Genomic DNA, 19,506 nt, shown 5'->3' with positions numbered 1-19,506 from the left:
GATGTGAGTTGGTAGGGTCGACATCGAGGGGAGGCGGTCCGATGGCCGATCAGGCGGTCCAGGGGTGCGGCGTGGACGCCGCGGGCGGAAGCGGTGAGATTGTCGAGATCAGCGAGGCCACCCACGAGTTCTTGAAGGCACTCGCCAACCCGACGCGTCAGCAGGTGATGATGCTGTTCGCTCGGGGGGCGGAACTGTCGGTGGGGGAGGTCGCCGAGCGGGCAGGCATCGGCCAGTCGACAGCCTCGGAACACCTGGCGATCCTTCGCCGCGGCCGGATCGTCACCTCCCGCAGGGTGGGGAAGCTCGTGTACTACCGATCCGACCGGGAAGGCTCCATCGCTGCGCTGGCAGACCTACAGGCCTACCTCCGGTCCTGCTGCTGAACCCGGTCGAGTTGCTGAACCCGGTCGAGTTGCTGAATCCGGTCGAGTTGCTGAACCCGGTCGAGTTGCAGAATCCGGTCGAGTTGCAGAACGCGGCCATTTGTCAGCCGCCGCCTTCGCCATTCGGGCACGCCTGGATCGCCTCGTCGTCGTGTCGCCGTTCGAGGAGCACGGTGTCGCGCCAACGTCCGTGGTGTTGTGCGATGCGTTCCCGGACGCCGAGGGTGCGGTAGCCGGCGGAGTGGTGCAGGGAGATGCTTGCCCGGTTCTCCGGGAAGATCGAGGTCTGCAACGTCCACAGCCCGGCATCGTCGGCGGCGGTGACCTGCTTGTGGAGCAGAGTTTTGCCGACTCCGCGGCCGCGGAACTCTTCGCTCACGTAGACCGAGGTCTCGGCCACGCCGCGGTAGCAGGCGCGGGTCGAGGTCGGGCTTGCGGCGGCCCAGCCGGCGACCTGGCCATCGATTTCGGCGACCCACCGGTGTCCGGGCAGCCATTGCGCGTCGAGCTTGGCCCGCGGCGGGACGCTGGTCTCGAACGTCGCGTCGCCGGTCGCGATGCCCTCGCCGTAGATCCGGCGCACATCGGCCCAGTCGCCGGCAGTCAGCTCGCGTACGGACACATCTGCGGGCAGGTCCTCGGGGCAGCAGGGTCGGGGCGCGATCGCCCCCATCACCGCGTCGGCCGCGTGCGGCAGTCCGGTGCAGCAGGCGGGGTTCACCGCCACCATGGTGGCCGTCCCGCGCTTGTGGAGGAGGACGAAACCGGTCTCGGCGAGCTTCCGTACGTGGTGCGAACAGGTCGACTGGCTGATGCCCAGATCCTCGGTCAACTGGCCCACGGTGACCGCGCCGCCGGCGGTGGCCACCGCGTGCAGGAGCCGCACCCGCATGGGCTCGGCCAGGCAGGCGAACCAGTCCGCGTACGTCGCCGCCTCCTGTGCCGACAGCAACGGAACCTCGAGTGTGGTCGTCACCATGTCGCCAATTATCGACTCGCATCGCTGGTTGCGTCAATCGATAGGCGTCGATAGAGTCCAGGCAGCTCGATCGATAGTGGTCGATGAAAGGGGAGAGATGCGATGAATGGGCATCCGGTGGTGGTGGTGGGCGCTGGGCCGGTGGGCCTGGCCGCGGCGGCCGAGCTGGTCGAGCGAGGGCTGGACCCGGTGGTACTCGAAGCCGGTGAGCGGGCGGGGTCGGCGGTCGCGCAGTGGCATCACGTGCGGCTCTTCTCGCCGTGGGCGGAGCTGATCGATCCGGCGGCGGAGCGGCTGCTCAGACCGACCGGGTGGCAGCGTCCCGACCCGGCGACCTATCCCACCGGCGCCGACTGGGCGACGAGGTATCTGCAGCCGCTGGCGGCGGCGCTGGGGGAGCGGGTCCGGTTCAACGCCCGTGTGGTCGGAGTCGCCCGTCGCGGCCGGGACCGTCTGGTCGACGCCGGCCGCGCGACCGAACCGCTCACTGTCCACGTCGCTACCGAAGAGGGCGTCGACCGCATCACGGCCCAGGCGGTGATCGACGCCTCTGGCACCTGGAGCACACCCAACCCGCTCGGCGGGGACGGCCTCCCAGCCCTGGGCGAACACGCCGCGGCCGAGCGGATCAGCTACCGGGTGCCCGATCTGGCCGACGCCGCGGTCCGGGCCCGTTACGCCGGTAAGCGGGTCGCGATCGCCGGCAGTGGACACTCCGCGCTCACCGCGCTGGTCGCTCTTATCGGTCTTGCCGACGAGCACCCGGACACCCAGGTCGTTTGGCTGTTGCGCCGTGGCGCCGTGGGCAACGTGTTCGGCGGCGGCGACGCCGACCAGCTTCCCGCCCGTGGCGCCCTCGGCGAACGCGCCAAGGCGGCCGCGCAGGCCGGGCACGTCCAGACCGTCACCGGGTTCCGGACCGCCTCCGTGGAACGCGCCGATGGCGGCGGGCTGGTCCTGGAGTCGTTCGACGGCCACCGCCTCGACCCGGTAGACGAGGTAGTGGTGTTGACCGGCTTCCGCCCCGATCTGTCCTGGCTGTCCGAGGTACGCCTCGACCTCGACCCCGTTCTGCAGTCGCCGCGACAGCTGGCCCCGCTGATCGACCCCAACGTGCACTCCTGCGGGACCGTCTACCCACATGGCGTCAACGAACTCGCCCAGCCCGAGCCGAACCTGTACCTGGCCGGGATGAAGAGCTATGGGCGTGCACCCACCTTCCTGGCGATGACCGGGTACGAACAGGTGCGTTCGATCGTGGCCTCCCTCGCCGGCGACCAGGCCTCCGCCGACCGCGTGGAACTCGTACTCCCCGAGACCGGGGTGTGCGGGGGTGCGGGACTGTTCGACGAGACCACGGCGACCAGGGCCGGCACGACGGCCGATGCCGGCGCCGGTTGTTGCGGACCAACGAACGGCCCGACCGACGTGGCGATCGAACCAGCCCTCACGGCGCCCGCCGTTCGGTAAGGCTGTCGCCGGTGCCTGAGACAGGGCCGGTAGTAGCCCGGCCCGGCGTCCTGACGCGGGCCGGGCTACGCCGCGTCCTTGTCGTCCTCTGCGTCACCGAGGTCACCAGCTGGGGCGTGCTCTACTACGCCTTTCCCGTCCTCGCTCCCAGCATCGCGGACACCACCCACTGGCCCGTGCCCACGGTGACCGCCGCGTTCTCGGTAAGCCAGGTCGTCGCCGCGTTCGCCGGCATCCCCGTCGGCCGGCTCCTTGACCGCGTAGGCCCGCGGCCGGTCATGACCGCTGGATCAGTCCTCGCCGCCCCGTCGGTCGTGGCAATTGCCGCGGCACCAAACCTGGTCTGGTTCTTCGCCGCCTGGACTGCCGCCGGCCTTGCAATGGCAGCCGTCCTCTACCAACCCGCGTTCGCCGCGCTCACCCGATGGTGGGGACCGCGGCGGGTGACCGCGCTCACCGCCCTCACCCTCGTCGCCGGCCTGGCCAGCACCATCTTCGCGCCCCTCACCGCCACGCTCGCCGACCAGCTGGACTGGCGCCGCACCTACGTCACACTTGCCGTCGTCCTCGCAGCCATCACCATCCCCGCCCACGCCATCGGCCTCCGCGGTGCCTGGCCCCACCCGACGACAGAGGCGCACGGGCACATCCACCACTCCCCGGACCGAGTTGCCCGAAGCCGCGCCTTCCTCGCCCTCGCCGCGGCCATGAGCCTCGCCACGTTCGCCGCCTTCGCCGTGCTGATCGGCCTCGTCCCACTCCTGATCGAACGAGGTCTGTCCACCGCCACCGCTGCCTGGGCCCTCGGCCTCGGCGGGGCCGGTCAGGTCCTCGGCCGCCTCGGCTACACCCGACTCGCCGCCGCCACAAGCGTCCGCACCCGAACGGTCCTCATCCTCGCCGCCAGCGCCGGGACCACGGCACTCCTGGGACTCGTCCCGGGACCCGCGGCCCTCCTCATCGCAGCCGCCATCCTCGTGGGCGCGACCCGCGGCATCTTCACCCTCCTCCAGGCCACCGCCATCAGCGACCGCTGGGGCGCCCGTCACTACGGCCACCTCAACGGACTCCTCTCCGCGCCCATACTCTTCGCCACGGCGCTCGCACCCTGGGCCGGCACAGCACTCGCCCAGACACTGGGCGGCTACCCCACCGCCTTCCTCGCTCTTGCCGTAGCAACCGCCGTCGCCGCGGTTCTCGCGGCAGCCAGCACAGCCAGGTCGCAATAGGACGTGCCGCCGTCAAAGGTCGGTGGCCGACGTATCTGCGAGTCCTGGGCGTCAGGCCGCGTAGTTGCGGAGCAGCCTCAGTGCGGACTCCGCGTGCGGGCCGGTCATGGTCAGGCCCGAGTTCTCTGGGGCTAGTCGCCGTGCGCCGACGCGGCAGAAGGCCCCGGCTGAGCCAGCGATGACCGAGTCGGCGTCGGACGGGCCGAACTGCCAGATCTCGCCGTCGGGGCCGGTGAGTTCGGCACGGATCGGTGCCGGTTCCTTGCCAGCGAGGCGGAATGCGTACGGGAGGGTCCGGTGGCCGAGCCAGGCGATGTGGCGTAGCCGGGCCGTGTCCGGGTACGGAATGGACAACGGTTCGGTGATGTCCAAGGCGTGGGCCCAGTGTTCGGCCAGGCGGGTGGTGGCCAGGGCCGCTGGGCGCAATGGAGCCGACGCCCAGGCCGAGGCACGGTCGGGGTCGGCCTCGCGGAGGGCTCGCACCGACGCCTCGCGCGCGGCCTGCCAACGCGGATACACGGTGTTCGGCCCGGTGCGTTCGGCGGTCACCCACCGGTCCATGGCCTCGTCCACGCTCACGCCATGGATCAGCGGCTGCCCGCCGGGTGCTGCCGCGGGGCCGCCGGTCAGGGTGGACACCACCGATTCTTCGGTCTGGGCAAGGTGCAGCAGCACGTCGACGTTCGTCCAGCCGGCCAGTTCCGACGGCCGGTTCCAGTCCTGCTCGGACAGCCCCGCAAAGATGCTGTCCAGCCGGTCGTACTCGGCCTCGAGGCTGGCGAAAATCTCCACTTCCGTACCGTAGTAGCTCGCCCCGCCCAGCGCCGTTGGCAGACACGTCACGCTCTGCGAGCCCTGCGACTTGCGCCTTGGCCGCCTCGCTCGTCACCTGCCACGAGGGTGATGCGGTGCGAGTTCGGGGCGAAGTTGTCAGCTGGTGCGTGGGTGGGTTTCGTACATCCGGATCGCGACGATGACGCCGGAGACGGCGGTAATGGCGGCGACGGCCCAGATGGCGGCGCGGATGCCGGCGAGGTCGGCGATGATGCCGGCGAGGAGGGCGCCGACGGCGAATCCGCCGTCGCGCCAGAGCCGGTAGACGCCGACGGCGCGGGCTCGCCACGCGGGGTGGGCCACGTCGCCGATGGCGGCGAGCAGGGTGGGATAGACCATGGCGGTGCCGGCGCCGAGCACCGCTGCGGCGATCGCCCAGGTGGTGAACGTGTCGACGGTGGCGATCGCCGCGAGTGCGGCGGCCTGGATGAGCATTCCCGCGGTGATGAGGTGTTTGCGTCCCCAGCGGTCGGACAGGGGGCCGGTGATGAGCTGGCCCAACCCCCAGACGGCGAGTACGAGTGAGCTCAGGATTCCGATGCCGGAGACGGATATGCCGGCGGTGGCGAACAGGAGTGGGAACAGTCCCCAGGCCAGGCCGTCGTTGAGGTTGTTGACCATTCCGGCCTGGCTTGCCGCGGACAGTGCGGGTTCGCGCAGGCTGGTGAGGACGAGGACCTGCCGATTGGTCAGGTCGGCGTGCAGGTGGTCGTGCCGTCCGTCGGCGCGAGCGGTGTGGGTGCTGGCTTCGTGGCGGGCATGTTCGCGGGTCTCCCGGACGAGAACGCCGGACAGGCCGAGGCCGAGTGCGATGTAGGCCGCGCCGAGCAGGAAGGGGGCTGGGCGGAGCCCGTAGCGGGCGGCGAGATATCCGGTGGCGACGGCTGTCGCCGCGGCTGCTGCGTAGCCGGCTGCCTCGTTGAGGCCCATGGCCAGGCCGCGGCGGTGGGGTCCGGCGAGGTCGATCTTCATGATGACGGTGGTGGACCAGGTCAGGCCCTGGTTGACGCCGAGAAGGACGTTGGCGGCAACGATCCATCCCCAGTTCGGCGCCCAGATCAGCAGCAGGGGTATCGGGAGGGCGATGAGCCAGCCGAACAGGAGTACGGGTTTGCGGCCGAAGCGGTCCGACCAGGTTCCCGCGACGTAGTTGGTGGCGGCCTTCGTGATGCCGAAGGCGAGGACGTAGGTGAGCAGGAAGGTGTAGCCGGCCAGGTGGAACACCTGCTCGCCGAGGAGTGGCAGCACGGTGCGTTCCTGCCCGAGCACTCCGCCGACCAGGGCGTTGACGGCGACGAGGAGGCTGAACTGGGCAAGGTTGGCGCGGAGCCCCAGCTGCACGGTGGGTCTGGTGGTGGTCATGCGCCGGTTGCCAGGTCGCGTCCGGTGGCCTGGGCCCAGTCGTCTGGTCCGCCCTGCAGGACCGCGACGTCGGCGTGGCCGTGGCGCTGGAGCAGGCTGGCCGCGCCCATGGCGCGTTCGCCGTGTCCGCACATCACCACCAGCGAGTAGCCTGGCACGGCGTCGGCGTGTGCGGTGAGGGAGCCGAGTTCGACGTGGGTGGCTCCGGGCAGGTGCCCGGAGACGAACTCGGAGGTCTGGCGGATGTCGAGCACCGTGCGGTTCGTGAGCTGGTCGGCGTGCAGGAGCGTGGTCCGTGCGAGGGGCTGCGCGGCGGCTGTCCAGGACTCCACTCCGCCGGCGAGTTCTCCGGCGAGGTTGGGGTAGCCGATCTTGGCTGCCTGCCAGGCGATCTCCGCCGGGTCCTGATCGGCTCCACGCACGACGACCAGTGACTGGTCGGGGGAGGTGAGCCAGCCCAGCCAGGAGGCGAACGCCGGCCGCAGTGGGATGGACACCGCGCCCGGAATATGGCCGGCGGCGAACTCCTGAACCGAGCGCACGTCGACGACCTGGGCGCTTTCGGCAAGCAACCTCCGCACGGCGTCGACGTCGAACGGCCGGAGCTGAGGCTCGCCCGGCGGGAGTTCGTACCCGCGGCGGTTGACCTCGGCGAGGCGGAGGAAGTACGGGGGGAAGCTGCCGAGCGATCCGAGGAGTGCGGTGACGAAGGCGTCCTCGTCACCAGCGCGGAGCAGCGGGTTGGTGGCTTTCTCCTCTCCGATGGTGCTGGTGCGCTGGGCACCGGGCGGGGCGGAGCAGAACGAGCCCGCCCCGTGGGTGGGCCACACCTGCACGTCGTCGCGAAGGGCTGCCAACCGGTGGAGGGATGCGTACTGCTGGCGGGCCAATGCCTCCGTCCGTCCAGGGGAGGTCAGGTCGGTCCGTGCGGCGGCGCCCACCAGCAGCGACCCACCGGTGAACACCCCGACCGGAGAGTCGCCGTCCAGCAGGAGGAACGCCACGTGTTCGGGCGTGTGGCCAGGTGTTGCCAGCGCGCGCAGTCGCAGACCGCCGAGGTCGACCTCCTCCTCGTCACGCAGTCCGGTGTGGCGGAAGTCGCGGTTCCCGGCAGCCGAGGCGACCACGGTGGTCCCGTCGGTCGCTGCCAGCTGGTGGGCACCCGACACGAAGTCGGCATGCAGGTGTGTCTCCGCGGCGAAGGCCAGCGTCAGCCGTCTTCGCTCGGCGACCCGCCTAGTGGAACGCAGGTCGAGGCTGGCATCGACCACCAGAGCCCGCCCGCCCCCGAGATCGACGAGGTAGGTCGAGTTGCCGAGCCCTTCGTCGATCACTGGCACGACATCAACCGAGGTCATCTGTGGTCCCTCCTCGACAGGTAGGTCTACCTTCCCGCACCATTGTTGTACAGTATTCCAAGGAAGATTGGAGAAACGCCGATGGGTGACCGTGCGGCGAAGACGACGCTTCTCGACGCGTTCGCCCGGGTGGGCAAGGCACTGGGCAGCGGCAAGCGCCTCGAGCTGCTGGACCTGCTCGCCCAGGGCGAGCGGACTGTCGAGGCGCTCGCCCGGGCCGCCGATCTGGGACTGACCACGACGTCGGCGCACCTGCAGACGCTCAGGCAGGCCAACCTGGTGGCGACCCGGCGGGAGGGCACCAAGATCCACTACCGGCTCGCCGGCGCCGACGTCGCCGCGCTGCTTGCACTCCTCCGGGTCGTGGCGCGCGATCGGCTACCCGACGTGGAGGCCGCAAGAGCGGCATATCTGGGGCCGGACACCGAGCAGGTCACCAGGGCCGAGCTGTTACGTCGCGTCGAGGCAGCTGATGTGGTCGTGATCGACGTACGGCCCCGGGAGGAGTACGACGCGGGCCACATCCCCGGCGCCGTCTCGATCCCCGTGGGGGACCTGGCCGACAGGCTCGCCGACATCCCGGTGGACCAGGATGTCGTTGCGTACTGTCGCGGCGCCTTCTGCGTCATGGCGCACGATGCGGTCCGGCTGCTGTCCAGCCGTGGGCGGCGGGCCCGCCGACTCGCCGACGGGATGCTCGAATGGCGGCTTGCGGACCTGCCGGTCGCCACGGCTCCTGGCCCACAGGGCTGAACGAAAGGGAGTTCGTCGACGGAGAATCCGGCGACTTCGATGGCAGCGATGGTGTCGCGGCCGGTGCGGCAGCCGCCCGTTAGGTGGGGCCAGATGGTGGCGTCGAGGACACGCTGGAGTCGCGCCATGCCTTGCGTGTCCGCGCGAAGATCGGGTGGTGGACTGCCACGGCGTTCACCAGGTCACCGGCAGTTCGACGAGCCCGCCGGTGAGAACGTCCTGGCGTATCCGCAGTGTCTCCACGCCGACGGCCAGCCGCATGGTCGGGAACCGGGGAAGAAGCTGGGCGAACACCGCCTGCAGCTCGATCCGCGCCAGGGGCGCGCCGATGCAGTAGCGGGCCCCGTGGCCGAAGGTGAGGTGCGCGGCCGCCTGACGACTGACGTCCGCCCGATCTGGGTCGGCGAAGACAGTCGGATCATGGTTGGCGGCGCCGTTGTCCAGCAGGACGAGGTCGCCGGCCCTGACAGCGACACCATCGATCTCCAGGTCGGTTCGTGCGTAGCGGGGGATGCCGGTGCCGCCCTTGCCGGGTGCCCGCAGGATCTCCTCGACGGCGTTCGAGATGAGACTCGGGTCGTCGAGCAGGGCCTGCCACTGGTCGGGGTTGGCCAGCAACAGCAGGGCGCCCAAACCGATCTGGACCACGGTGGTCTCGTGGCCGGCGAACAGCAATGCCATCGACAGGCCCGCAGCCTCGTCGTCGGAGACGCCATCGGTGGCGCACAGCCTTGAGATCACGTCGTCGCCGGGATGCCGACGTTTGTCGGCGACCAGCCGTTTGCCGTAGCCGAACAGCTCAGCCATACCCTGCACAGAGCGGTCCCGGTCGCGCACGTTGCCGGCTGCCTGGGTCCAGGCGCGGAACTGGTCCCTGTCCTCATAGGGAATGCCGAGCAACTCGCAGATCACCAGGATCGGCAACGGAAGGGCCAGGGCAGCGACCAGATCCACCGGGGGAGCTTTCCCGGCCATCTCGTCCAGTAACTGGGTGACCAGGGCGTCGACCCGTGGTCGCAGGGACCGCATGTGCCCGGGGGAGAAGTGCGGCTGGAGCAGCGAACGCATCCGCGCATGGTCGACTGCCTCCGTGGCGAAGTTGCCCAGCGGCCCGCCGAACAGCACGGACTCACCGGTGCGAGCCGCGGTCTCCGGCGTGGGATGGGACCGGCCAAGCCGGTCGTCGGCCAACAGCCGTCGTACCTCTGCGTGGCCGGTGACCAGCCAGGCGTCGTCGCCGACCGCGGTGCGCACCCGATGCACCGTGCCGTCTGACTGCAGCGCGCGCAGAGCTGGTGCGACGTCGAGTGGATGCGTCTGCTCGAACGGCAGCTGAGCCTCCGTGTCCATGCGGCCTCCTGTGTGTATAAGTTCAATTTAACAAAGGTAGTTGTATAGTTTCGGTTATACAAGAGGAGGTCTGACATGGCTGTCGACCGGGAAGCGGTGCGGCCAACGCCCCGGCGGTTGCCCCGTGCCGAACGCAGGGAGCAGATCCTCGATGCCGCCACCCGCGCGTTCGCCCGTGCTGGATACGCCGCCACAGGTCTCAACGACATCGCCACCGAGGCCGGCATCACCCACGTGATCCTCTACCGGCACTTCGAGTCCAAGAACGATCTCTACCGCGCCGTGCTCGACCGGGCACGCGCCCGGCTTGCCGCCACCGTGGGCACCGACAACTACGACGACACCAGCATCCCCGCGCTTCTTCGTGCCGCCGCCGCCGAACCGGACGGATTTCGGCTGCTGTTCCGCTTCGCCGCGAGGGAGCCGGAGTTCCGCGACGTGGTCGACTCGCTGCGTTCGGCATCCACCGACATCGCCCTCCGGCACCTCTCCGCCGCGATCCCCCAAGGTCCCTGGCGCGACTGGGCGGCTCTCCTGGTGCCAACCCTCACCCTCGAAGCGGTCATCGCCTGGCTGGACGCCGGCCAGCCCGATCCCGACGCCGCCGCCGGCTGCGTCTCCCAAGCCATCCAGGGCGTGATCCAGGCCGCGCAGGGGGGCGCCATGTCGAAAGGGTGAGGAGGCGGCGAGAGGCCGCCGACCTGAACTATCCCGGGTACCAGACGATGCGGGGATCGTCTGGACTTCGCTGGTAGGTCCAGGCGTCCTCGATGAGGCGTTCGGTGTCGTACCGCGGCTTCCAGTCGAGCAGAAGCTTGGCTTTCGTGTTGTCCAGCCAGGTCGAGTGGTAGGGAGTCGGCACCTTGACGGTGGGCAGGCCACGCGTTTTCGCGAGGTACTCCGCCACGTTCTGGTAGTTGACCGGCTCGTCCATGCAGATGTTGAACGTCTGGCCGGCGGCGGCCGGGTGTTCCAATCCAAGGGCGATCGCTTCGACAAGATCGCTGACGTGGACGAAGTTGCGCTTCAGCGGCGCGCCGTCGGCGTCCAGCGCGAGCGGGACAGCCTGCTCCGGGACGTCGCCGTCCACGAGTTCGCGCCACGCCGGTCCACCGAACTGGTCGGGACCGAACGAGAGCGTGTACCGGAAGTCGTCCCGCTCCATGATCCAGGGCGCTCGTAGACAGGTGGCGTTCAGGCCGTAGGCGATCTGGTACTGCTCGAGCATGACCTCCTCGAGGACCTTCGACAGTGCGTAACACCCCTGGTAGGCGGTGTGCCGCTGTGCCTCGGTCACCGGGCCGGGGTGCTTGTAGACGAAATGACCGACAGCGGCGTCGCCACCGACGAGGACGAACCGCTGGCAGGTCGGGCTGTCCCGCGCTTCTTCCAGCAGCCAGAACAGGCCCTTGACAGCCACGTCCATGATCTCGTCGGGCGTCTCCTTGCAGGTGGCCAGATGAACGACGTGGGTTACACCCGCCATGGCCTCACGGGCGGTCTCCCGGTCGGCGATCGTCCCGAAGACACACTCGACGCCGTCGACGTCCAGCGGCCTGTTGTGGCAGAGCGCGCGGATCTCACAGCTGCCGAGGAGCTTGTCGATGAGGGCCCGGCCCACCTTGCCGGTGGCACCGGTGACGAGCAGCCTCATGGGGTCTGCCACTGCGGAAGGTCGAGCAGCACGCTGCCTTCGAGGCTTCCCATCGTCTGCCGCGCGCGGGCGCCGTCGAAGAACTGAGACTCGTCGAAGAGCCAGGGACGCGTGCCGCCAGCCGCCACGTGCCGCTCCCGCAGGTCGGCGAGCATGCCCGGTGCCCGGTACGACGGCCACCTGACCCCTGACTGGCAGTAGGACGCGTCGACGAACCAGCGCGGGCTGTCCTCGCCACCGGGCTTGGCGCGACGTGCGTGCCACATCCCCGAGTGCACGATCAGGACCGAACCAGGCGGCACGTCATCGACGGTGACCATCCCCGGGAGATCGGAGTCGCCGAGGAGGGTCAGCGCGCGGCTGTCCGTGGCGTGCCTGTGGGAGCCGGGCACGAAGAGCAGGTCGCCGATCGTGCCGTTGAGCCCGTTGAGGTAGAAGAACACATGCACCATGAGATGCGAGCGGTTGGTCTGGGGGTACTGCTCGTAGTCCTGGTGCCACGACACCCCCTCCATGCCGGCGTCGTGACGGGCGGCATGGATGTGGTGGAACACGTACCGTCCACCCATGAGCTCGTCGACCATCTCACTCACCCGTGGATGCCAGACGAGTGCGCCGATGTGCTCGTCCTCGTACGCATGCCGCCGCGGTTGCGCCGACACGTGCCGGTCCACGGCTGCCTTCAGCGTGTCGATTTCTGCCTTGTCAAGGAATCCAGGAAAGACGACATACCCTTGATCCTGGAATGCCTCCAGCATGTGATTCTCCTTCGGAAGCTTTCTCTTGACGGCTGAATAGTCCGTCTGGCCGACGTGATCGGGCTTTTCGCAAATCGGCGCGGTCACAGAGACCTTCAACTCAAGGTCAGGTTTGACGCTAGGTCGGCCCAGGTTTGCGTGTCAACGCGCGTCGACTCGACTTCCGGGACCGGCCGAATGTCACGGCTACCCACGCGTGCGAGCGGGTCTGGTGCGTCGTGCGGAGGAGGTTCGGCGCAAGCAGCGCCTCACCTGGCGCGTTCCCAGCCGCGACGCGGAGTTCGCGTGGGGTGGACCGCGCGTGACCGGTAGACGATATAGGGGCGGAACAGGTAGCCGACCGGTGCGGTGAACGCGTGCACGAGGCGGGTGAACGGCCACATCGCGAACAGCAGCATGCCGATCAGCGTGTGCAGCTGGAACGACTGCGGCGCTGCCGCCATCGCGCCGATGTCGGGCTGGAGCACGAACAGCGAGCGGAACCACGGTGAGACGGTCGCGCGGTAGTCGTGCTCCGCACCGACGACACCGGCGCCGAGCAGCGTCGTGGCCAGCCCGACGACGATGGCGGCGACGAGGACGACGTACATCGCCTTGTCGTTGCGGGTGGTGGCCATGAACACCGGTCCGGTCGTACGCCGGCGGTAGACGAGGATGGCGATTCCGGCGAGGGTGGCGAAGCCGGCGACGCCGCCGAGCAGCAGCGCCTGGACATGGTAGGCACGCTCGGACATCCCGACAGCGGACGTCCAGGAAGCCGGGATGACGAGCCCGATCACGTGGCCGACAACGACGACGAGGATGCCGAAGTGGAACAGCGGGCTGCCGATCCGCAGCAGGCGTGACTCGTAGAGCTCCGAGGACCGCGTGGTCCAGCCGAACTGGTCGTAGCGGTACCGCCAGATCGTGCCCGCCACCAGGATCGCGATCGTGACGTACGGCAGGACGCCCCAGGCCAGGATGTCGAGTGGGCTCATCGGCGGGCGGCTCCTTCCTGCGCCCCGGGCGTCGTGACCATGAAGGGTTCCAGGCCGACGCTCTCCTGGGGCGGGCCGGTGCGGGCGAGCTTCTGGGCCGCGGCTCTGTCCGCCGGCGACGGGCCGGGAAGCAGTGCGCACACAGCCTCGACGACTCCGGCGTACGCGGAACCCACGTCGCGCAAGGCGAGCCGGAGCAGCTCGATACCTGCCCGGTGGTCCTGGAGTAGCGCGAGACCGTCGGCGAGGTCCCCGGTGGCGGCGTACTCCAGGGCGACCGGCAGGAAGTCCGGGAGTTCGTTCGCCGAGAGCTCCAGACCACCGCGCCGGTAGCGCTCCTTCAGCGCCGTGAGCGACTGGCCCCGCCGGCGGGTCTCACCGTCGATCCACCAGGTGAGGTAGAGGCAGCAACGGCGGCGCCGGTCGAAGGTGGCGACGTAGTGCTCGGCGAGTTCGCGTTCGGGGGCTGCCGTGAGGTGGTCGAGGAACCCGCGAAGCGCGTTTCTTGGCGTACCGTCCGGCAGTCCTGTCACGGCGGCATCGACCAACGGGACGCGGGCACGCACGTCGTCGCCGGGGTACTGCAGCAGGATCGACGCGGCCTGGCAGACCACCCGCCCGTGCTGGGAGGCCGTCATGACCCGTCCCTCCCGTCGGTGCTGTCGCGGTGCCGGGGCGGGAAGATACCTGTGGGCATGCCCTGGCCGTCCCAGTTGAGCAGGTTGATCTGGGTCCGCTTGCGTTCGGGGTCGGCGATACCGTCACCGGTCTGGCGGTCCTTGAGGGCGTGGAACGTCTCGACCGAGACAGGCGTCGGCCGCCCGGACGCCTCGCCGAAGGGCCCGCTTTCGTACATCCCCGGGCCACCGTCGTAGTCGAGACTGCACCCGATCTCCTCGAGCTGGCGGCCTTCGACCTCGTACGCGGTGGGGATCACGTAGCGCTCGTCGTACTTCGCGATGGCCAACAGCCGGTAGAGGGCGGCGAGCTCCGCGCCGGTGCTGCCGGCCGCCGTCGCGATGGACTCGTCCGGCACGTCGCCGAGGTTGATCGCCCGCATGTACGCACGCATGGCGGACAGCTTCTGCAGCACCCGCCGCACCGGCGCAGGGTCGCCGGCGGTGAACAGTTCCGCGAGGTACTCGATCGGGATGTGCATCGCGTCGATGGCGCCGAACAGGTTGTCGACGTCCTCGCCGTCGTGGCCGGTCTCGGCGAGCGCGTCGACGACGGGTGAGAGCGGCGGGACGTACCACACCATCGGCATGGTCCGGAACTCCGGATGCAGCGGCAGCGCCACGCGGTAGTCCTTCGCCAGCGCGTAGACGGGAGAGCGCTGGGCCGCGCTGATCCAGTCCTCGGCGATGCCGTCGCGCCGGGCGGCGGCGATCACGTCCGGGTCGTTCGGATCGAGGAGCACGTCGAGCTGGGCGGCGTACAGCTCCTTCTCGTCGGCGACGGACGCCGCCTCGGTCACCCGGTCGGCGTCGTAGAGGAACAGCCCGATGTAGCGCAACCGGCCCACGCAGGTCTCCGAGCACACCGTCGGCTGGCCCACCTCGACCCGGGGATAGCAGAACGTGCACTTCTCCGCCTTGCCGGTGCGGTGGTTGAAGTAGACCTTCTTGTACGGACACCCGGTCACGCACATCCGCCAACCGCGGCACCTGTCCTGGTCGACCAGCACGATGCCGTCCTCGGCCCGTTTGTACATCGCGCCGGACGGGCACGACGCCACGCACGACGGGTTGAGGCAGTGCTCGCAGATCCGCGGCAGGTAGAACATGAACGTCCGCTCGTACTCGAGGCGGATCTTGTCCTCTGCCTGTTTGCGTACCCGTTCCACGATCGGGTCGGCATCTGCCACCTCTGCGCCCCCGCCGAGGCTGTCGTCCCAGTTCGCGCTCCATTCCACCTGCATCGGCTCGCCGGAGATCAGTGACTTGGGTTGGGCGACCGGAAAGTCGTCGCCGAGAGGCGCGTTGGTGAGGTTCTCGTAGTCGTAGGTCCAGGGCTCGTAGTAGTCGCGGATGTTCGGCAGCACCGGGTTGGCGAAGATGGTGAGCAGCTTGCGGAACCGGCCGCCGGCCTTGAGCTTCAGCCGGCCGCTCTTCGTACGCACCCAGCCGCCCTTCCACCGGTCCTGGTCCTGGTAGCGCCGCGGGTAGCCCTGGCCGGGCCGGGTCTCGACGTTGTTGAACCAGACGTACTCCACGCCGCTGCGGTTGGTCCACGCCTGTTTGCAGGTCACCGAGCAGGTGTGGCAGCCGATGCACTTGTCGAGGTTCATCACCATGGCGAGCTGGGCCATGCACCGCCCGATCGGGCGCCTGCCGGTCGGGCCGGACGGGGTTGTCGACGCGGCCATCAGTACGTCACCTCCTGGCTGCGGCGGCGGACCACGGTCACTTCGTCGCGCTGGTTGCCGGTGGGTCCGAGGTAGTTGAACGCGAACGACAGCTGGGCGTACCCGCCGATCAGGTGCGTGGGCTTGATGAGGATTCGGGTGAGGGAGTTGTGGATACCGCCGCGCCGGCCGCTCGCCTCGGCGATCGGCACGTTCACGACCCGCTCCTGCGCGTGGTAGACGAAGACGGTGCCGGTGGGCATGCGGTGGGTGACGATCGCCCGGAGGGCCATGACGCCGTTGCGGTTGACCAGCTCCACCCAGTCGTTGTCGCGGACGCCAATGGCGTCGGCGTCGGCGCGGCTCATCCAGACGGTGGGGCCGCCGCGGGACAGCGAGAGCATGAGCAGGTTGTCCTGGTACTCGGAGTGGATCGACCACTTCGAGTGCGGGGTCAGATAGCGCACCACGACCTGCTTCTGGCCGTCCGGACCCAGGGCGGGCTCACCGCTGTGCTCATGGTCGGCTCGCTGGCGCTCGCCGCTGTGCTCATGGTCGGCTCGCCGGGGCTCGCCGCTGTGCTCATGGTCGGCTCGCTGGCGCTCGCCGAACAACCCCGGCATGTCCAGCGGTGGGCGGTAGATCGGCAGGGCCTCGCCGAACTCGTGCATCCAGTCGTGGTCGAGGAAGAGGTGCATCCGCCCGGTGAGGGTGTGCCAGGGCTTGTGTTCCTCGACGTTCGTCGTGAACGCCGCATAGCGCCGGCCGCCGGTCTCGCTTCCCGACCATTCCGGGCTGGTGATGACCGGCACGGGGTGGGCCTGGGTGTCGGCGAAGCTGATCCGGCGTTCCTCGCTGCCCTCGGCGAGGTGGGCGAGCGGCTTGCCGACCCGGCGTTCCATCGCGCGGAAGCCCTGGACGGCGAGGCGGCCGTTCGTGGTTGCGGAAAGGGCGAGGATCGCCTCGGCCATCTTGGCGTCGGTGTCGAGTGCAGGTCTCCCGTCGCCCGCGCCGCCGAGCATCACGCCGCACGACTTGCGCAGGTGCTCCACCTCGGCGTCTGGCTGGAACGTCACACCCTTGGTCACCAGGCCCAGCGTCTCGGTGAGCGGGCCGAGCGCCGCCAGCTTGTCCGCGACCGCGGGGTAGTCCCGCTCCACGACGGTGAACGCCGGCATCGTCCGTCCGGGCACCGGAGCAGGCCCACCGGCCCGCCAGTCGCGGACAACGCCGCCCGGCTGTCCCGTCTCGGCTGGCGTGTCGTGCTGCAGGGCGGTGGCCACGACATCCTTGCGTACGCCGAGGTGGGTCTTCGCCAGCTCACTGAACCGCCGCGCGATCGCGGTGAACGCCGCGAAGTCCGAGCGGGTCTCCCACGGCGGGTCGATCGCGGGGGTGAACGCATGGACGAACGGATGCATGTCCGTCGAGGACAGGTCGTGCTTCTCGTACCACGTCGCCGCCGGCAGTACCACGTCGGCGAGCAGCGTCGAGCTGGTCATCCGGAAGTCGAGCGCGAGCAGCAGGTCGAGCTTGCCCTCGGGTGCCTCGTCCCGCCAGGTGACGTCGCGGGGGCGGAGGTCGGGCGAGGTCTCCTCCGCCCGCAGGCTGGAGTGGGTGCCGAGCAGGTGCTTGAGGAAGTACTCGTTGCCCTTGCTCGACGACCCGAGCAGGTTGGCCCGCCACAGGGTGAGACACCGCGGCCAGTTCTCCGGCGCGTCCGGGTCGTCACAGGCGAACCGCAGGTCACCGGCCGCCAGCTTCTCCGCGACGTACGCCGGGACGTTCGCGCCCGCCTTCACCGCATCGTCGGCCAGGTCGAGCGGGTTGGCGTCGAACTGCGGGTGCGACGGCATCCAGCCCAACCGCGCGGACAACGCCAACGTATCGGCCGTGTGCATGCCAGCCAGGTCGCCGCGTGCCAGCGGCGAGGTCAGCGCGTCGGCCCGGTAGCCGTCGTAGCGCCACTGGTCGGTGTGGGTGTACCAGTACGCCGTCCCGATCGCCTGCCGCGGCGGTCGCTGCCAGTCGGTCGCGCCCGCGAGTGCCGCCCAGCCCGTCACCGGGCGGCACTTCTCCTGGCCGACGTAGTGCGCCCACCCGCCGCCGTTGCGGCCCATCGCCCCGGTGAGCAGGAGCAGTGCGAGCATCGCCCGGTAGGTCGCGTCGCCGTGGAACCACTGGCAGACGCCGGCACCCATGATGATCATCGTCCGGCCGCCGGACTTCTCCGCGCTGCGGGCCATCTCCCTCGCGACCCGCGTCGCGGTCCGTGCCGGCACCGAGGTCAGTGGCTCCTGCCAGGCCGGAGTGTACGGCTGCGAGGCGTCGTCGTAGCCGGTCGGCCAGACACCCGGCAGGCCGTCGCGGTGAACGCCGTACTGCGCGAGCATCAGGTCGAAGACCGTCGTCACCAACCGCCCACCCACCCTGCGCGTCGGCACGCCCCGGCGGAGTACACCGCTCTGCCTCCCCTCGGCACGCTCCGGACCATCGGCGGTGTCGGTGTTCGTCTCGAGATCGAAGCGGGGGAGGAGCACCTCCACGTTGTCCGCGCCGTCACCGAGCAGCGTCAACCGCGGAGTGACACCATCGAGGTCGAGGTTCCAACGCCCGGCACCTGCGTCGGTCCACCGGTCACCGAGGGTGCCGTTCGGCACCACCGGTTCGTTCGTACGCCCGTCGATGAGCACGGTCCGCCACTCCGCGCCCTCGATGTCGGCAGCGGGGTGGCCGCCAAGGTCGGAGGCCCGCAGCAGCTTGTCAGGGACATAGCCACCGCGCCGTCCCTTGAGCGTCACCAGAAACGGCAGGTCCGTGTAGTGCTGGACGAAGTCGACGAAGAACGGCACCCGGCGTTCGACGAAGCACTCGCGGAGGATCACGTGACCGAGAGCCATCGCCAGCGCCCCGTCCGTGCCTGGCTGTGCCGGCAGCCAGGTGTCGGCGAACTTCGTGTTGTCGGCATAGTCCGGCGAGACGACGACCACCTTCTGGCCGCGATAGCGCGCCTCCGCCATCCAGTGCGCGTCCGGGGTGCGGGTGACGGGGACGTTGGAACCCCACATGAGGAGGTACGCGGCGTTCCACCAGTCGCCGGACTCCGGCACGTCGGTCTGGTCACCGAAGACCTGAGGCGAGGCGACGGGAAGATCGGCGTACCAGTCGTAGAACGACGTCATCACGCCACCGATCAACTCGATGAAGCGCGACCCGATCGCGTGGGAGACCATCGACATCGCCGGGATCGGCGAGAAACCGGCGATCCGGTCGGGTCCGTACGCCTTGATCGTGTGCACGTGCGCGGCGGCCACCATCTCGACCGCCTCGTCCCAGGAGACGCGTACGTGACCGCCCTTGCCGCGCGCCCGCTGGTACTGGCGACGCCGTTCGGGGTCGCCGACCACCTCGGCCCACGCGCGTACCGGGTCGCCCAGGCGGGCGTTCGCCTCCCGGTACAGCTCGACCAGCACACCCCGGGCGTAGGGAAACCGCACCCGGGTCGGCGAGTAGGTGTACCACGAGAACGCCGCACCTCGCGGACAGCCGCGTGGCTCGTACTCCGGAGAATCCGGACCCACCGACGGATAGTCCGTCTGCTGGCTCTCCCAGGTGATGATGCCGTCCTTGACGTACACCTTCCACGAACATGAGCCCGTGCAGTTCACGCCGTGCGTCGACCGCACCACCTTGTCGTGGCTCCACCGGTCGCGGTAGAAGACGTCACCCTCCCGGCCGCCGGCCCGGTAGACCGCACGCAGGTCCGGTGAGGTCTCCCGGCGGGTGAAGAAACGACCGGCCCGTAGCAACGCGTCGGCCGCCGGACCGTCGGTGCCGCCGCGGTGTGCTGTGCTGCCATCGGTACCACGGTGCGCCGGAACAGTCCTACCGTCAGTCATGGTTGCCACCTCGCCTACGCGGGCCGACTGGCTTGCCAAGCTACCTTTGCACGGAGGCGGCCGTGGGCAAACGACCCGTCGTCGGTGGGTTTTCGCGGCTAGGAACGTCGACGGGTTTCGCGGGTAGGAACAGTGCGACGTGGGCGTCCG

The 19,506-nt window shown here is 69.5% G+C and carries 16 protein-coding genes; 5 read left to right on the top strand and 11 right to left on the bottom strand.

Annotated elements, in window-relative coordinates; all coding sequences use genetic code 11:
• Positions 1-41 precede the first annotated feature (41 nt).
• Entirely contained in the window at positions 42-386 is a 345-nt protein-coding gene (locus ABNF93_RS15700; protein ID WP_349328801.1) for an ArsR/SmtB family transcription factor, read from the top strand.
• A gap of 103 nt (positions 387-489) precedes the next feature.
• Here ABNF93_RS15700 and ABNF93_RS15695 read toward each other — a convergent pair whose 3' ends face one another.
• On the bottom strand, positions 490-1,365 hold the full coding sequence (locus ABNF93_RS15695; RefSeq protein WP_349328800.1) for a helix-turn-helix domain-containing GNAT family N-acetyltransferase: 876 nt from the start codon (positions 1,363-1,365) through the stop codon (positions 490-492).
• Between the two features lie 102 nt (positions 1,366-1,467).
• On the opposite strand from ABNF93_RS15695, the gene ABNF93_RS15690 reads away from it, so the two are divergent.
• Together ABNF93_RS15690 and ABNF93_RS15685 are read left to right on the top strand one after the other, a co-directional pair.
• On the top strand, positions 1,468-2,835 hold the full coding sequence (locus tag ABNF93_RS15690; protein ID WP_349328799.1) for an FAD-dependent oxidoreductase: 1,368 nt from the start codon (positions 1,468-1,470) through the stop codon (positions 2,833-2,835).
• Between the two features lie 11 nt (positions 2,836-2,846).
• The gene (locus tag ABNF93_RS15685; RefSeq protein ID WP_349328798.1) at positions 2,847-4,064 is read left to right on the top strand and encodes an MFS transporter; all 1,218 of its coding nucleotides are present in this window, start codon (positions 2,847-2,849) and stop codon (positions 4,062-4,064) included.
• 51 nt (positions 4,065-4,115) lie between these two features.
• On the opposite strand, the gene ABNF93_RS15680 is transcribed toward ABNF93_RS15685, so the two are convergent.
• From ABNF93_RS15680 to ABNF93_RS15670, 3 genes are all read right to left on the bottom strand, one after another.
• A complete protein-coding gene (locus tag ABNF93_RS15680; protein WP_349328797.1) occupies positions 4,116-4,907 on the bottom strand; it encodes a maleylpyruvate isomerase family mycothiol-dependent enzyme in 792 nt (263 codons plus the stop codon).
• Between the two features lie 87 nt (positions 4,908-4,994).
• Complete coding sequence (locus ABNF93_RS15675) at positions 4,995-6,260, bottom strand: MFS transporter (RefSeq protein WP_349328796.1); 1,266 nt, start codon at positions 6,258-6,260, stop codon at positions 4,995-4,997.
• Complete coding sequence (locus ABNF93_RS15670; RefSeq protein WP_349328795.1) at positions 6,257-7,618, bottom strand: rhodanese-like domain-containing protein; 1,362 nt, start codon at positions 7,616-7,618, stop codon at positions 6,257-6,259. Before ABNF93_RS15670 ends, ABNF93_RS15675 begins: the two co-directional genes overlap by 4 nt.
• 81 nt (positions 7,619-7,699) lie before the next feature.
• Here ABNF93_RS15670 and ABNF93_RS15665 point away from each other — a divergent pair, with 81 nt between their 5' ends.
• Entirely contained in the window at positions 7,700-8,371 is a 672-nt protein-coding gene (locus tag ABNF93_RS15665) for an ArsR/SmtB family transcription factor (RefSeq protein ID WP_349328794.1), read from the top strand.
• A 174-nt stretch (positions 8,372-8,545) separates the two neighbouring features.
• Here ABNF93_RS15665 and ABNF93_RS15660 read toward each other — a convergent pair whose 3' ends face one another.
• Positions 8,546-9,721: a cytochrome P450 gene (locus ABNF93_RS15660; RefSeq protein ID WP_349328793.1), complete on the bottom strand. Its 1,176-nt coding sequence runs from the start codon at positions 9,719-9,721 to the stop codon at positions 8,546-8,548.
• A 75-nt stretch (positions 9,722-9,796) separates the two neighbouring features.
• Here ABNF93_RS15660 and ABNF93_RS15655 point away from each other — a divergent pair, with 75 nt between their 5' ends.
• Positions 9,797-10,399 (top strand): TetR/AcrR family transcriptional regulator, encoded by a 603-nt coding sequence (locus tag ABNF93_RS15655; protein ID WP_349328792.1) that lies wholly within the window; start codon positions 9,797-9,799, stop codon positions 10,397-10,399.
• Between the two features lie 28 nt (positions 10,400-10,427).
• On the opposite strand, the gene ABNF93_RS15650 is transcribed toward ABNF93_RS15655, so the two are convergent.
• The 6 genes from ABNF93_RS15650 to ABNF93_RS15625 form a co-directional block, all read right to left on the bottom strand.
• On the bottom strand, positions 10,428-11,375 hold the full coding sequence (locus ABNF93_RS15650; protein WP_349328791.1) for an NAD-dependent epimerase/dehydratase family protein: 948 nt from the start codon (positions 11,373-11,375) through the stop codon (positions 10,428-10,430).
• Positions 11,372-12,133 (bottom strand): phytanoyl-CoA dioxygenase family protein, encoded by a 762-nt coding sequence (locus ABNF93_RS15645; RefSeq protein ID WP_349328790.1) that lies wholly within the window; start codon positions 12,131-12,133, stop codon positions 11,372-11,374. Before ABNF93_RS15645 ends, ABNF93_RS15650 begins: the two co-directional genes overlap by 4 nt.
• A 248-nt stretch (positions 12,134-12,381) precedes the next feature.
• A complete protein-coding gene (gene narI / locus ABNF93_RS15640) occupies positions 12,382-13,110 on the bottom strand; it encodes a respiratory nitrate reductase subunit gamma (RefSeq protein WP_349328789.1) in 729 nt (242 codons plus the stop codon).
• The gene (gene narJ, locus ABNF93_RS15635; RefSeq protein ID WP_349328788.1) at positions 13,107-13,748 is read right to left on the bottom strand and encodes a nitrate reductase molybdenum cofactor assembly chaperone; all 642 of its coding nucleotides are present in this window, start codon (positions 13,746-13,748) and stop codon (positions 13,107-13,109) included. Before narJ ends, narI begins: the two co-directional genes overlap by 4 nt.
• On the bottom strand, positions 13,745-15,478 hold the full coding sequence (gene narH / locus ABNF93_RS15630; RefSeq protein WP_502877587.1) for a nitrate reductase subunit beta: 1,734 nt from the start codon (positions 15,476-15,478) through the stop codon (positions 13,745-13,747). The genes narJ and narH overlap by 4 nt, the downstream gene beginning before the upstream one ends.
• Positions 15,478-19,356: a nitrate reductase subunit alpha gene (locus ABNF93_RS15625; RefSeq protein ID WP_349328787.1), complete on the bottom strand. Its 3,879-nt coding sequence runs from the start codon at positions 19,354-19,356 to the stop codon at positions 15,478-15,480. Before ABNF93_RS15625 ends, narH begins: the two co-directional genes overlap by 1 nt.
• Positions 19,357-19,506: the final 150 nt, after the last annotated feature.

Origin of the sequence: Actinopolymorpha sp. B9G3 (assembly GCF_040120725.1) — a bacterium.
Lineage (GTDB): Bacteria > Actinomycetota > Actinomycetes > Propionibacteriales > Actinopolymorphaceae > Thermasporomyces.
The sequence above is the reverse complement of the archived record's forward strand: the minus strand, read 5'-3'. Positions and strand labels throughout refer to the sequence as shown.

Coding starts and splice junctions, on each gene's coding strand:
- narH (WP_502877587.1), bottom strand. CDS start 15,478: ATGGCCGCGTCGACAACCCCGTCCGGCCCGACCGGCAGGCGCCCGATC.
- ABNF93_RS15690 (WP_349328799.1), top strand. CDS start 1,468: ATGAATGGGCATCCGGTGGTGGTGGTGGGCGCTGGGCCGGTGGGCCTG.
- ABNF93_RS15645 (WP_349328790.1), bottom strand. CDS start 12,133: ATGCTGGAGGCATTCCAGGATCAAGGGTATGTCGTCTTTCCTGGATTC.
- narJ (WP_349328788.1), bottom strand. CDS start 13,748: ATGACGGCCTCCCAGCACGGGCGGGTGGTCTGCCAGGCCGCGTCGATC.
- ABNF93_RS15660 (WP_349328793.1), bottom strand. CDS start 9,721: ATGGACACGGAGGCTCAGCTGCCGTTCGAGCAGACGCATCCACTCGAC.
- narI (WP_349328789.1), bottom strand. CDS start 13,110: ATGAGCCCACTCGACATCCTGGCCTGGGGCGTCCTGCCGTACGTCACG.
- ABNF93_RS15675 (WP_349328796.1), bottom strand. CDS start 6,260: ATGACCACCACCAGACCCACCGTGCAGCTGGGGCTCCGCGCCAACCTT.
- ABNF93_RS15655 (WP_349328792.1), top strand. CDS start 9,797: ATGGCTGTCGACCGGGAAGCGGTGCGGCCAACGCCCCGGCGGTTGCCC.
- ABNF93_RS15695 (WP_349328800.1), bottom strand. CDS start 1,365: ATGGTGACGACCACACTCGAGGTTCCGTTGCTGTCGGCACAGGAGGCG.
- ABNF93_RS15700 (WP_349328801.1), top strand. CDS start 42: ATGGCCGATCAGGCGGTCCAGGGGTGCGGCGTGGACGCCGCGGGCGGA.
- ABNF93_RS15670 (WP_349328795.1), bottom strand. CDS start 7,618: ATGACCTCGGTTGATGTCGTGCCAGTGATCGACGAAGGGCTCGGCAAC.
- ABNF93_RS15625 (WP_349328787.1), bottom strand. CDS start 19,356: ATGACTGACGGTAGGACTGTTCCGGCGCACCGTGGTACCGATGGCAGC.
- ABNF93_RS15665 (WP_349328794.1), top strand. CDS start 7,700: ATGGGTGACCGTGCGGCGAAGACGACGCTTCTCGACGCGTTCGCCCGG.
- ABNF93_RS15650 (WP_349328791.1), bottom strand. CDS start 11,375: ATGAGGCTGCTCGTCACCGGTGCCACCGGCAAGGTGGGCCGGGCCCTC.